The following is a 13,203-nucleotide window of genomic DNA, read 5'->3' on the forward strand; positions in this document are numbered from 1 at the left end:
TGTGCGGGTGGTACCGGCGGACGGCGTCGGGCCGGACGCCCGGGAAGGGGGGAGGCACGGGGTGAGGGGACGGGGTGACGGCTCGCCGGCCGGTACCGGTGTCGGTACCGGTGTCGGAGGCCGGGTGGCGCGTGGGTGGTGCTCAGCCCGCGCGCTCGGCCGGGTCGTGGCGGCCCTGCTGCTGTGGGCCGTGGGTCTCGTACCGACGGGCCACGGCGGCCACGGCGTCGGCCAGGCGGTCGAGTACGGCGGCCGCCTGCTCGTCGGTGATGGTCAGCGGGGGAAGCAGCCGGACCACGGAGGCGTGCCGGCCCCCGAGTTCCACGATCAGGCCTCGCTGGAGACACTCCCGTTGCACGGCGGCGGCGAGTCGGGGCGCGGCGGCGTGCGGCGCGCGGGCGGGTGCCCGGCCGGCCGGTGCGGCGTCGTACTCGCCCGGGGCGTGTGCCGCGGAGGCGGTGCCGTGGGCGGGTGGGGCGCCGGGTGCGGTACGGGTCGCGGGGGTGGTGCGGGCCGCGGGGGCGGTGCGGGCTGCGGGGGCGGTGCCGGCGGTTTCCGGGTCGACCAGTTCGAGCCCGATCATCAGCCCCCGTCCTCGTACGTCGCCCACGCAGTCGAACTCGTCGGCCAGTGGCCGGAGACGGGACAGCATGCGGGCGCCGAGGGTGGCGGCGCGGTCGGCGAGACCGTTCTCGCGGACGTGGGCGAGGGTGGCGGTGCCCGCGGCCATGGCGAGCTGGTTGCCGCGGAACGTGCCGGCGTGGGCACCGGGCTGCCAGACGTCGAGGTCGTCACGGTAGACGATCACGGCGAGCGGGAGGCTGCCGCCGATGGCCTTGGACAGGACCATGACGTCGGGGGTGATGCCGCTGTGGCCGACGGCCCAGAAGCTGCCCGTCCGGCCGACTCCGGTCTGGACCTCGTCGGCGATCAGCGGGATGGAGCGGTCCGCGGTGAGCTGCCGCATGCGTCGCAGCCAGTCGTCCGGCGCGGGGACGACACCGCCCTCCCCCTGGACGGGTTCGACGATCATCCCGGCCGGCAGGGGCACGCCCGACTTGGGGTCGTCGAGGAGGGACTCGGTCCAGCGGGCCGCGAGTTCGGCGCCGCCCGGACCGCCGACACCGAAGGGGCAGCGGTAGTCCTGCGGGTAGGGCAGGCGGGTGACCTGGTCGTCGGGGGCGCCGCCGGAGACGGCCAGGGCACCGGCGGTCATGCCGTGGTAGGCGCCGGTGAAGGCGAGCATGCCGGTGCGGCCGGTCGCGGCCCGGACCAGGGTGAGGGCGGCCTCGACGGCGTCGGTGCCGGCCGGCCCGCAGAACTGCACGCGGGCCCGGCCGGCGAGACCGGGCGGCAGGGTGCGGAACAGCTCCGTGACGAAGGCGTCCTTGACGGGAGTGGCCAGGTCGAGGACGGAGAGGGGGGCGCCGGAGTCGAGGACGGCGCGGATGGCCTCCAGCACGACGGGGTGGTTGTGGCCGAGCGCGAGGGCACCGGCGCCGGAGAGACAGTCGAGATAGCGGCGTCCGTCGGCGCCCTCGATGGTGAGGCCGCGCGCCCGGACGGGCACGATGGGCAGGGCGCGGGCATAGGTGCGCGCCGCGGACTCGCGCGCCGACTGGCGTCTGAGGATTCCCTCGTGCACGGCCCGCGCCTGCCCGGGCGTGCCTCCTGCCACCGACTCCGTAACGGCCACGGCGCGCTGTCCTCCCCGCTGTCCAGAGGCGAGTTGATCCGCGGGGACCGGGCGAAGCCGGCAGTCCCTCCACCGCCTACAACCGCGGACCGTTCGGCGGGTTACGGGTTGTGCCGAGATCGGTGCCGTGATCCCGGGGCGGGAGGGGCCGCCGTGCGGTCCGCGACTCGGACGCGACGGTGCCCACCGGGGCCCGGCCCGGCGCGGCCGGCCGTCGCGAGCGGCGGAGCAGGGAACGTGCGCGTTGTCCTACAAGAGAGGCTGCCGGTGGCGTGGTCAGCGGACGGACGCGGCGCCCCGCAGGACGACCTCCCACACGCGCTCCAGGTGCGACGCCGCTCCCGGCAGCGGCTGCGTGCCGATCACGAAGTAGCGCACCAGGGCCACCATGATGTGCGGGTCCACCCCCGCCCGCAGCTCGCCGGAGCGCCGGGCCTGCGCCAGCAGCCGCCGCACCACCGGCAGCCAGGTACCCACCCACGCGTCGTCGTCCGGGTGGTCGCGGGCGAGCCGGGCCGCGGACCGTACGACCACCTCCGTCTCCAGCAGATGGGCGAGCTGGACGGTCAGCCGGACCAGGGAGGGCAGCGCGGTGCCGGGGGCGCCCGCCGTGGCCGCCCCGTCCACGGTCTGCCGCATCCGGTCGTGGGTGAGGGTGCGGGCGTCGGCGCGCACGGCGTCCGCGAGGTCCCGTTTGGTGGCGAAGTGGAAGGTGAGGGCCCCGATGGAAACCTGGGCGGTAGCACAGATGCGGGACAGGGTCGCCCCTTCGTAGCCCCTCTCGGCGATCGCGGAGGCGGCGGCGAGCACCAGCCGCTGCCGGGTGCGGGCGGATCTCTCCTGACTGACCATGGGGCACCTCCGGGCACGGGGACGAACAAACCAATTGTTCGCTTTATTTTCAGGCCCCCGCCAGACGCTCTCCGGCACAATGGCGGTCACTTCACGCCGCGCGCGTTCGGCGGGGGTGCGGCCACCGTGAGAGCGGCTGCCGCCCGCCCGACTCCCGCCGGTTCAGACCGCCGTGCGGCCGCCGTCGACCGGCACCGCCGCGCCCGTCACGAAGGCCGCCCGGTCGCTGCACAGCCAGACCGCGGCCTGGGCGATCTCCTCGGGTGTGGCCATGCGCCGGCGCAGCGTACGGGACGCGAAGCGTTCTTCCAGCTCCGGGGAGTCCCCGATGGCCTGGTCCATCATCTCGGTGCGCGTGCTGCCCACGACCAGCGCGTTGACCCGGATCCCGCGGTCGCCGTACTCGCGGGCGGCGGCCCGGCTCAGGCCGATCACGGCGTGCTTGGCGGCCACGTACGCGGCGGACGCGCTGGAGGCGAGCACCCCGGCGACGCTGGAGGTGTTCACGACGGCTCCGCCGCCGGAGGCGAGCATCACCGGGAGCTGCTTGCGCAGGCAGTTCCAGACACCGCGCACGTTGACGTCCATCGTGCGGGTGTAATCGTCGTCGTCCAGCTCCAGCAGCGGGGTGCCGACGGTGGCGTAACCGGCGTTGTTGAAGGCCGCGTCGAGTCCGCCGAAGGTGTCGACGGCGGCCGTGACGGCCCGTTCGACGTCCTCGGCGGAGCAGACGTCGCCCTCCGCGGCGAGCGCGCGTCCGCCCGCCGCGCGGATCTCCTCCACCAGCCGGCCGAGCCGGTCCCCGCGCCGGGCCATGAGCACCACGGCGGCGCCCTCCTCGGCGAACAGCCGGGCGGCCGCGGCGCCGATGCCGCTGGACGCGCCGGTGATCATGGCTACCTTGTCGTCGAGCACGTCAGTCCTTCCATACGGTGCCGAGAGCGGCTTCCTCGTCCACGGTGCGCAGCAGTCGCTCGTCGATCTCGCACAGCGAGCCGACGATGTGCCGGACCCCGGCCTCGCGCATCAGCCGCGGCTGGAAGCTGTGCCGGAAGTCGGAGGGGTGACCGATGAAGGGCACGCCCAACTCCCTGGCGGCGCGGCCGACGTTCGCCACGTCGTCGACGAAGACGGCCTCGTCGTACGTGAGCCCGAAGTACTCGGTGACGATCTCGTGGATGCCGGGGCGGATCGTGTCGGTGCAGATGTATCCGGGGCCGTCGAAGAGGTCCGCGTGCACGCCGAGGAAGGTGTCGAAGTGCTCCTTGCCGAGGCCGCCGTAGCTGACGGTGCGCAGGCCGGCCGCGCGCAGCCGCCGCAGGAGTTCCACCGCGCCCTCGTTGAGCCGTACGGGGTGGGTCTCCAGGTACCGCGCGCGTTCCCGGAAGTAGAGGTCCAGCGCCGCCTGCGGGGTGAGGGAGCCGCCGATCGCCTCGGCCAAGAGCCGGCCGGCGACGGCTCGGGGCTGCGAGAAGATGCTGCGTTCCAGCTCGGCGGTGTAGTCGCAGCCCCGGTCGACCAGGAAACGGTGGATGACCGGGCTGAAGGTGTCGTTGAGCAGGACGCCGTCGATGTTGAGCGCGGCCAGGCGTAGCCGGCCGAGCGTGTGGACCATGGGTGACTCCCCCTACGGTGGCGCGAACCCCGCCAGGTGCCTCGACGGCGCCGCGGGACGGCCCCGCCGCGAGACGGACAGGGCGTACGACGCGGGACACCTTACGTGCCGGTGTCCGGGCGGCCGCAGGGCCGGGTGATCTTGCTCGGGGACGCTGGTTCAGCAGGTGGAGCCGGTCCGGGCGCCGACCGGAGCCGGTGCTTCCTCGGCCGCCAGGGCGCGCGCGGGATCGACTGCGGTCCGGGCGACGACGGCCGGTACGGCGACGCCCGGCAGCAGCAGCCGCCACATGCGCACCACCCGGTCGGAGAGGTCGGCGCGGCAGCTCTCGGCCGCCGCGTACATCTGCATGCCGGTGCAGGCCTCGACGATCAGCTCGGCCAGTTCCCCCGGGTCGACGCCCGCCTGGAGCTCCCCCTTGTCGCGGGCGGACAGCAGGCAGTCCTGCATGATCTGGCTCCACGCCTGGTAGGGGCTGGAGTCGCGCAGTCCGAAGGTCATCTGCTCGCCGGTGAGCCGGACCCCGGCCCGCAGCAGCGGGTCGGTCTGGAGCCGGCGTGCCCAGATCAGCGTGATGTCCACGAGCCGCTGGAGCCCCTGGGACTCCAGGAACGGCAGGATCGTGTCGGACTGGGCGTTCATCACGGCCTTGGCGAGGGCTTCCTTGGACTCGAAGTGGAAGTAGAGGGCCCCCGCCGTGACCCCGGCCCGTTTGAGGATGCGGCTGATGCTGGCGCCCGCGAAGCCGTACTCGTCGAAGACCTCCGCCGCCGCGAGGATGAGCGCCCCCCGCGTCTGTATCGCCCGCTCCTGCCTGGGTTGCCCCACGACGGTCCCTCCTTCATGAAAATGAAACGTTCTCTATGTTAAGCCGCACCGATCGGGCTGTTCCGTCCCATAGCTTCCGCCCACGACGCGATCACCACCGTGCGAGCCAGCTTTCTTTGCCGTCACTTTACCCAAAACAAAACGATCACTCTTTATGTTGTGGGCGCAACCAGGTGGCAACCGACGTCGCACCAAGGGGGATGCACATGCCGGCCATCACCAGCCGGGAAGGTCGCAGCGCACCGGGGTCCACATCCGTCATCGAGCCCGTGCCACGGGAACTGGTCCACAAACTGGCCGAATCGGAGGTACTGCTGAGGGGCTGCCGGACGGTCGCTCCCGACACGTTCGTGGTGACCGCTCGCTGGCCCGCCGACCACCCGTTCTACCGTCCCGTGCACGGCCTGCACGACCCGCTGTTCGCGGCCGAGTCGATACGCCAGGCGGTCCCGTTACTCAGCCATGCCGCCTACGAGGCGCCGTTCGGACACCGCCAGTCCTGGGCCCACTACCGGCAGACACTCTTCCCCGCCGCCCTGGCCGGCGGCACGACGGCCGACCCGGAACTGCGCGTCTCCTGCACCGATGTGGTCCGCCGCGCCGGACGGCTCGCCTCACTCACCATGCGGGTCGGCATGGTCCGTGACGGCCTGCCGCTCGGCTCCGCCGAACTCGCCTTCCACAACCATCCGCCGGCCATCTACCGTCGGCTGCGCGGCCGTTACGCCGACCTGGAGCAGGCCACCGCGCGGGCCGTGCCCATGGAGCCGCCGGTCGCACCCGGTGAGGTCGCGCGTCGGCGGCCCGCCGACGTCGTCCTGTCCGCGACCGGGGAGCCCGGCCGCAGCCGGCTGCGGGTGGACCTCTCGCACTCGGTGCTCTTCGACCACCCGGTGGACCACGTTCCCGGGATGCTGCTGCTGGAGGCGGCGCGGCAGGCCGCACACCGGGCCGCGCATCCCGAGGCGATGGTGGCGACCGGCCTGGAAGCCGACTTCCGGCGCTACGTCGAGCTGGACGCGCCGTGCTGGATCGAGGCCGCCCGGGAACCGTCCGGCGCCGCCGGACAGCGGGTGCGGGTCACCGCGGTGCAGCACGACGAGGTCGTGTTCACCTCCGTCGTCACGCTGATCCCGGCCGGGTGATGACGCGGACCAGCAGCTCAGGCGGCTTGTGGCAGAACCGTTGCCGACCGGTCGGAACTCCCCCGCGGCGAACACATAGGGTGTGATGCCGTTCCGTTGAGGACGCGGCCCGGCACGAACTCCGCGCAGGAGGCGTGCCGGTGGCGCGTCCCCATCGCCGAGTTCCTTCACAGCATGGGGAGTCACAAGCATGCGATCCATACGGCCGTCGTCCACCGTTCGGCGAGGGAGGGGCCCGTACCGGACCTCCCGCGCGCTGGCGGCGGTCGCCCTCGCCTCGGCGCTGGCGATGACCGCCACGGCCTGCGGCGGGGACGACGACGCCGACGGCAGGTCCACCGCGGGCGCGAGCGCGGGCGGCTCCGGCGACGGCAAGCTCAGGATCCCGGACGACCTCAGGCAGAGGCTCAAGGAGCACGGGATCGACATCGACAAGTGGAAGAACGGCGCCTGGAAGAACTGGAACAAGCAGGACTGGCTGCGTGAGGCCGACGACTTCGTCAACCCGATGATCAAGGGGCTGTGGAACCCGGACCGCATGCGGGACGCCGACGACCCCGACAAGGGCGTCGACGACAACGACATCTCCGGTGACCAGGGCGTGACCGACCCGGAGCCGCAGCCCGTGCGGGCACGGACGGTCGTGCCGCCGTACCACAGCAACGCGGCCACCTCCGGCAAGCTGCTCTTCGACGCCCCCGAGGGCACCATGGTCTGCTCGGCGACGGTCGTGACGGACCCCGCCCACCCGGGCAAGTCCGATCTGGTCTGGACGGCGGGCCACTGCGTGCACGCCGGCAAGAAGGGCGGTTGGTACCGCAACATCGCCTTCGTGCCGTCGTACAACAACCAGGGCAGGTCGGCCGCCCAGCTGGAGAACACCGGCCGCGCCGAGGTCGCCCCGTACGGCGTCTGGTGGGCCGACGCGGCGAAGACCTCGCAGCAGTGGATCAGTGAGGGCGGTTCGACGGGCGGCAAGGGCGCCTCGTACGACTTCGCCGTCATCCACGTGACCCCGGAGCGGGGCAGCGGCGGCAGGTCGCTGGAGGAGACCGTCGGCGGGGCGCTGCCGGTCGACTTCGACGCGCCGCCCGTGTCGAAGGTGGCGAGCCTCACCGCGTCCGGTTACCCGGCGGCGGCGCCGTACGACGGTCAGCTGCTGTACCAGTGCCAGGACAGGCCGGGCCGGCTGTCCATGGACCGGTCCGACCCGACCATGTACCGGATCGGCTGCACGATGACCGGTGGTTCCTCCGGCGGTGGCTGGGTGGAGACGGGCGCCGACGGCAAGCCCACCTTGGTCTCCAACACCTCCATCGGCCCGGTGAGTTCCGGCTGGCTGGCCGGCCCGCGCCTGGGTGACGTGGCCAAGGGCGTGTACGACTCGGTGAGCGAGCAGTTCGCCGGCCGCTAGAGAGGCCGTGTGCGTCGCTCCGGCACGGCGAAGGCCCGCCGCCCCCTGCTGGGGGTGGCGGGCCTTCGTGGCGCTGTGCCGGGGTCAGGCCGTGGCGACCGTCGTGTACGGCGCCAGGTCCGCCGCCAGTTCCTCGTGCACCCGGGCCCGGAGCAGGGTTCCCTCCGCGGTGTGCTCCTCGGAGATCACCTCGCCCTCGGTGTGGGTGCGGGCGACCAGCTTGCCGTGCGTGTAGGGCACGACCGCCTCGACCTCGACCGAGGGCCGGGGCAGCTCGTCGTCGATCAGGGCGAGCAGCTTGTCGATGCCCTGGCCGGTGCGGGCCGAGACGGCGATGGAGCGCTTCTCGACCCGGAGCAGCCGCTGGAGGACCAGCGGGTCCGCCGCGTCCGCCTTGTTGATGACGACGATCTCCGGCACGCCGGTGGCGCCGACGTCCCGGATCACCTCGCGCACGGCGGCGAGCTGCTCCTCGGGGACCGGGTGCGAGCCGTCCACCACGTGCAGGATCAGGTCGGCGTCACCGACCTCCTCCATGGTGGAGCGGAACGCCTCGACCAGGTGGTGCGGCAGGTGCCGGACGAAGCCGACGGTGTCCGCCAGGGTGTACAGCCGACCGCTCGGGGTCTCCGCCCGGCGGACGGTCGGGTCCAGGGTCGCGAACAGGGCGTTCTCGACCAGGACGCCGGCGCCGGTCAGGCGGTTGAGCAGGGAGGACTTACCGGCGTTGGTGTAGCCCGCGATGGCCACGGACGGCACCTTGTTGCGCCGGCGCTCCTGCCGCTTGACCTCGCGGCCGGTCTTCATGTCCGCGATCTCCCGGCGCATCTTCGCCATCTTCTCGCGGATGCGCCGCCGGTCCGTCTCGATCTTGGTCTCACCGGGGCCACGGGTGGCGAGACCGCCACGGCCGCCACCCATCTGCCGGGACAGCGACTGACCCCAACCGCGCAGCCGCGGCAGCATGTACTGCATCTGGGCGAGCGCGACCTGCGCCTTGCCCTCGCGGGACTTGGCGTGCTGGGCGAAGATGTCCAGGATCAGGGCCGTACGGTCGATGACCTTGACCTTGACGACGTCCTCCAGCTGGATCAGCTGGCCGGGGCTCAGCTCACCGTCGCAGATGACGGTGTCCGCGCCCGTCTCGAGGACGATGTCGCGCAGCTCCAGGGCCTTGCCGGAGCCGATGTAGGTGGCCGCGTCGGGCTTGTCGCGGCGCTGGATGACGCCGTCGAGCACGAGTGCCCCGGCGGTCTCGGCGAGCGCGGCGAGCTCCGCGAGGGAGTTGTCGGCGTCCTGCACGGTGCCGGTGGTCCACACGCCGACGAGCACGACCCGCTCCAGGCGGAGCTGTCGGTACTCGACCTCGGTGACGTCCTCCAGCTCGGTGGACAGGCCCGCCACCCGGCGCAGGGCCGCGCGCTCGGAACGGTCGAACTGTTCGCCGTCCCGCTCGCCGTCGATCTCGAAGCTCCAGGCGACGTCCTCTTCCATCAGGGCATCGGCCCGAAGACCTTCGGGGTAGGCGTGCGCGAGGCGCTTGGTGTCCTGGGAAGGGGAAGAAGAGGAGGTCATTTGATCCTTACGTCGATGAGAGTGCCGTTACGGCGTCGATACGGCGGTCTTCTGGCCGCTCAGGGTGTACAACGCGCGGGTACCCCGGGAGATTCCCGTGTCCCCCCGATGCGCCCCCGGTGCGGCCGACGCGTCGATGGTCGCACGGCACGGCACGTCCCGTCACCGGCTTATCGCGTGGCCCGCGGCTCCGCGGCCCCGGCCCGGGGCGTCGTCCGCCAGTCGGGGTGGCCGGGCATCGGCGGGGTCTTCGCGCCGTACAGCCAGGCGTCGAGGAAGCCCCGCAGGTCGCGGCCGGCGACGGCCGAGGCGAGCCGGACGAAGTCGGCGGTGGTGGCGGTGACGTCGCGGTGTTCCTGCACCCAGAGCCGCTCCAGCCGCTCGAAGGCCGGCCGGCCGATCTCCTGCCGCAGCGCGTACAGCGCGAGTGCGGCGCCGTCGTAGACGCCGGGCCGGAAGATGCCGATCTTCTGGCCGGGGGCGGGCGGCTTGGGCCGGGCGGGCGGGCCGCCGGCCTCGCGCCAGCGGTCGGCGGCGCCGTAGGCGGCCTTCATCCGGTCCTCCATCGGCCGGTGCGCCGTCTCCTCGGCGTACAGCTCCTCGTACCAGGTGGCGTGCCCCTCGTTCAGCCACACGTCGGACCAGGTGCGCGGGGTGACGCTGTCCCCGAACCACTGGTGGGACAGCTCGTGCACCATCACGGACTCGATGTACCACTTGGGGTAGGCGGGCTCGGTGAACAGGTTCTTCTCGAACAGCGACAGGGTCTGTGTCTCCAGTTCGAAGCCCGTGGCGGCCTGTGCCATGAGCACGCCGTAGGTCTCGAACGGGTACCGGCCGACCTTGCTCTCCATCCAGGCGATCTGGTCGGGCGTCCTGGCGAGCCACGGTTCGAGAACCTTGCGGTCGGCGGCGGGCACGACGTCCCGCAGGGGCAGGCCGTGGGGTCCCGCGCGGTGGACCACGGCGGAGCGGCCGATGGACACCTGGGCGAGTTCGGTGGCCATGGGGTGCTGGGTGCGGTAGGTCCAGGTGGTGGTGCGGCCGACCCGGTCCGCGCCGGCGGGCAGGCCGTTGGCGACGGCGGTGTAGCCGTTGGGGGCGGTGATCCGGAAGGTGAACATCGCCTTGTCGGACGGGTGGTCGTTGCCCGGGAAGACGAAGTGGGCGGCGTCGGCCTGGTTCGCCATGGCGAGACCGTCCACGGTGCGCACCCAGCCGCCGTCGCGGCCCTTGGGGGGCACGGGGTCGCTGGTGTGCCGCACGGTGATGCGGGTCCAGCTGCCCTCGGTCAGGGCGGTCCGCGGGGTGACGACGAGGTCCTCGCCGGCGCCGGCGAAGCTCGCGGGGACCCCGTCGACCTCGACGGACCGGACGGTGCCGTGCGCGAAGTCGAGGTTGACGCGGTCCAGGTCGGCGGTGGTCCACGCGTCGATGGTGGTGACAGCCTCGAGCGGCTTGTCGTTGGCGCCGGGGTAGCTGAGCGAGATGTCGTACGACGCCACGTCGTATCCCGGGTTGCCGAGGTCCGGGTAGAGGCGGTCGCCGACGCCGAGGGGCTCGGGCGGGGCCGCCGCGGCGACGAGGCAGACGGAGACGGCGCAGGCGAGCAGGGCCGCCCTGCGGTGCCGGGAGATCGGGGACCGGGGCCGGTGGCGCGGGGTGAGCAGCATGGACCACCGCTACCAGGGCGGGTCCGGGTCCCGGCGGCGACTCGCGTCCGGCCCACTCGAACGGGTCGGCGCCGGACGGCGTCCTCAGGGGGCCGGGGCCTGGTGCCGGGCGCGGCTCACGTCGTACACCCCGGGTACGTCCCGCATGGCGCGCATCAGGGAGGGCAGGCGGGCGGCGTCGGGCAGCTCCAGGGTGTAGGTGTGGCGCACCCGCTGCTGGCTGGGCGGTTCGACGGTGGCGGAGACGATCTCGGCGCCCTCCAGGGCGATCGCCTCGGTGAGGTCGGCGAGCAGATGGGGCCGCCCGAAGGATTCGGCGACCAGGGTGACCCGGCACCCGGTGGTGTCCCCCCAGCGCACGACGACCTCCGCGCGCCCCCGGTTCTTCATGTGCGCCACCGCGGCGCACTCCGCGCGGTGCACGGTCACCACTCCCCCGCGGACCGCGAACCCGGTGATCCCGTCCGGCGGCACGGGCGTACAGCACCCGGCGAGCCGTACGGCGGCTCCGGGCCGGTCCGCGAGGACGTCGGCGCGCCGGGGCCGGGCGGCGGGTGCGCCGTCCGCGGGTCGGGCGGCGTCGGCCGCGCCGGCGCGCCCGGCGCCCTCGGCGGGCCCGGCGCCGCCGTCACGCGGGTCGCCGCCACTGTCGCCGCCGTCGCCGCCGCCGGGGTGCGCGGCGAGCCAGCGCTGGATGGCGATGCGGGCGGCCGGGGTGTGGGCGTGCTCCAGCCACTCCCGGGACGGCTCGGAGGCCGGGTCCTGGCCCATGAGGAGCTGGACCGTGTCACCGTCGCCCAGGACCGTGCTGAGGGTGGCCAGGCGGCCGTTGACCCGGGCGCCGATGCAGGCGTGCGCGTCCTCGCCGTACTGCGCGTAGGCGGCGTCGACGCAGGTGGCACCCTCGGGCAGGCCGAGGGCGCCGCCGTCGGGCCGGAACACGGTGATCTCCCGGTCCTGGGCGAGGTCCTCGCGCAGGGTGGACCAGAAGGTGTCCGGGTCGGGGGCGGCCCGCTGCCAGTCGAGGAGCCGGGACAGCCAGCCCGGGCGGGTCGGGTCGGCGCGCTCGCCGTCGACGGGGGCGTCGGCGGGCGGGGTGGCGGCGGTGCCGGAGGTGTCCGAGGTGTCGGCCGCGGGGGCGTACGGGTTGCCGAGCGCGACGACGCCGGCCTCGGCGACCTTGTGCATCTGGTGGGTGCGGATGAGCACCTCGACGACCTGGCCGTCCGGCCGGGCGACCGCGGTGTGCAGCGACTGGTACAGGTTGAACTTCGGTACGGCGATGAAGTCCTTGAACTCCGAGACGACCGGCGTCATACAGGTGTGCAGTTCACCGAGGACGGCGTAGCAGTCGGCGTCCTCGTTCACCAGCACCAGCAGCCGGCCGAAGTCGGAGCCGCGCAGCCGTCCGCGTTTGCGGGCCACGCGGTGCACGGAGACGAAGTGCCGGGGCCGGATCAGGACTTCGGCGGGGATGCCGGCCTCGCGCAACACCGCGCGCGCCTCGTCGGCGACCTCGGCGAGGGGGTCACCGGGGCGGGCGGCGTTCTCGGCGATGAGTTCCCTGGTGCGGGCGTACTCCTCGGGGCGGAGGATGGCGAAGACCAGGTCCTCCAGTTCGGTCTTCAGCGCCTGCACACCGAGGCGTTCGGCGAGCGGGATGAGGACGTCCCGGGTGACCTTGGCGATGCGCGCCTGCTTCTCGGGGCGCATGACGCCGAGGGTGCGCATGTTGTGCAGGCGGTCGGCGAGTTTGATCGACATCACGCGCACGTCGTTGCCGGTGGCGACGAGCATCTTGCGGAAGGTCTCCGGCTCGGCGGCGGCCCCGTAGTCGACCTTCTCCAGCTTCGTGACGCCGTCGACCAGGTAGCGCACCTCCTCGCCGAACTGTTCCCGCACCTGCTCCAGCGTCACCTCGGTGTCCTCGACGGTGTCGTGGAGCAGGGAGGCCGTCAACGTGGTGGTCTCCGCGCCCAGTTCGGCGAGGATCAGGGTCACGGCGAGCGGGTGGGTGATGTACGGCTCACCGCTCTTGCGCATCTGGCCGCGGTGGGAGGACTCGGCGAGGACGTAGGCGCGGCGCAGCGGGTCGAGGTCCGCGTCCGGGTGGTGGGCGCGGTGGGCCTCCACGACGTGGCCGATGGCGTCGGGCAGTCTGCCGCGGGCGGTGGGGCCGAGCAGTGCGGCCCGGCCGAGCCGGCGCAGGTCGATCCGGGGCCGGGACTTCCTGCGGCCCGCCGTGGCGGTGGGCGCCGCGGGCGCTGCCGGGCCAGGGGTCGCAGGGTTCGTGGCCTCCGCACTCATGGGCACCTCCGGCTCTCTGACCGGCGGACGGGGCCCCCAGGGCGTACGCGGCTCAGGGTTGGCGACGTTCCCCCGTCCGTGCCGGTGCTTGATGCTAC

The 13,203-nt window shown here is 73.2% G+C and carries 10 protein-coding genes; 2 read left to right on the forward strand and 8 right to left on the reverse strand.

The genetic code is table 11. The features are described 5' to 3' along the window. Positions 1 to 142: 142 nt before the first annotated feature. The 5 genes from ACIQVT_RS22585 to ACIQVT_RS22605 form a co-directional block, all read right to left on the reverse strand. On the reverse strand, positions 143 to 1,696 hold the full coding sequence (locus ACIQVT_RS22585) for a diaminobutyrate--2-oxoglutarate transaminase family protein (protein ID WP_403756646.1): 1,554 nt from the start codon (positions 1,694 to 1,696) through the stop codon (positions 143 to 145). Positions 1,697 to 1,972: 276 nt separating this feature from the next. Then, the gene (locus ACIQVT_RS22590; protein WP_403756649.1) at positions 1,973 to 2,548 is read right to left on the reverse strand and encodes a TetR family transcriptional regulator; all 576 of its coding nucleotides are present in this window, start codon (positions 2,546 to 2,548) and stop codon (positions 1,973 to 1,975) included. Positions 2,549 to 2,710: 162 nt separating this feature from the next. Then, positions 2,711 to 3,463 carry an SDR family NAD(P)-dependent oxidoreductase gene (locus ACIQVT_RS22595; protein WP_403756652.1) on the reverse strand — a complete coding sequence of 251 codons (753 nt, stop codon included), beginning with the start codon at positions 3,461 to 3,463 and terminating at the stop codon, positions 2,711 to 2,713. A 1-nt stretch (position 3,464) separates the two neighbouring features. Next, positions 3,465 to 4,163 carry an HAD family phosphatase gene (locus ACIQVT_RS22600; RefSeq protein ID WP_403756655.1) on the reverse strand — a complete coding sequence of 233 codons (699 nt, stop codon included), beginning with the start codon at positions 4,161 to 4,163 and terminating at the stop codon, positions 3,465 to 3,467. 159 nt (positions 4,164 to 4,322) lie between these two features. Further along, on the reverse strand, positions 4,323 to 4,991 hold the full coding sequence (locus ACIQVT_RS22605; RefSeq protein WP_403756658.1) for a ScbR family autoregulator-binding transcription factor: 669 nt from the start codon (positions 4,989 to 4,991) through the stop codon (positions 4,323 to 4,325). Between the two features lie 206 nt (positions 4,992 to 5,197). On the opposite strand from ACIQVT_RS22605, the gene ACIQVT_RS22610 reads away from it, so the two are divergent. Next, the gene (locus tag ACIQVT_RS22610; protein WP_403756661.1) at positions 5,198 to 6,136 is read left to right on the forward strand and encodes a ScbA/BarX family gamma-butyrolactone biosynthesis protein; all 939 of its coding nucleotides are present in this window, start codon (positions 5,198 to 5,200) and stop codon (positions 6,134 to 6,136) included. A gap of 190 nt (positions 6,137 to 6,326) precedes the next feature. Next, on the forward strand, positions 6,327 to 7,550 hold the full coding sequence (locus ACIQVT_RS22615; protein ID WP_403756663.1) for a trypsin-like serine peptidase: 1,224 nt from the start codon (positions 6,327 to 6,329) through the stop codon (positions 7,548 to 7,550). 84 nt (positions 7,551 to 7,634) lie between these two features. Here the strand turns inward: ACIQVT_RS22615 and hflX are convergent, their stop codons facing one another. The 3 genes from hflX to ACIQVT_RS22630 form a co-directional block, all read right to left on the reverse strand. Then, positions 7,635 to 9,125, reverse strand: a complete 1,491-nt coding sequence (gene hflX, locus ACIQVT_RS22620; RefSeq protein WP_403756666.1) for a GTPase HflX — start codon at positions 9,123 to 9,125, stop codon at positions 7,635 to 7,637. A gap of 170 nt (positions 9,126 to 9,295) precedes the next feature. Next, positions 9,296 to 10,798: a M1 family metallopeptidase gene (locus ACIQVT_RS22625; RefSeq protein ID WP_403756669.1), complete on the reverse strand. Its 1,503-nt coding sequence runs from the start codon at positions 10,796 to 10,798 to the stop codon at positions 9,296 to 9,298. Positions 10,799 to 10,882: 84 nt separating this feature from the next. Continuing rightward, positions 10,883 to 13,105 carry a RelA/SpoT family protein gene (locus ACIQVT_RS22630; RefSeq protein ID WP_403756672.1) on the reverse strand — a complete coding sequence of 741 codons (2,223 nt, stop codon included), beginning with the start codon at positions 13,103 to 13,105 and terminating at the stop codon, positions 10,883 to 10,885. Between the last annotated feature and the right edge of the window lie 98 nt (positions 13,106 to 13,203).

Source organism: Streptomyces sp. NPDC100445, assembly GCF_044759735.1.
Taxonomy (GTDB): domain Bacteria; phylum Actinomycetota; class Actinomycetes; order Streptomycetales; family Streptomycetaceae; genus Streptomyces.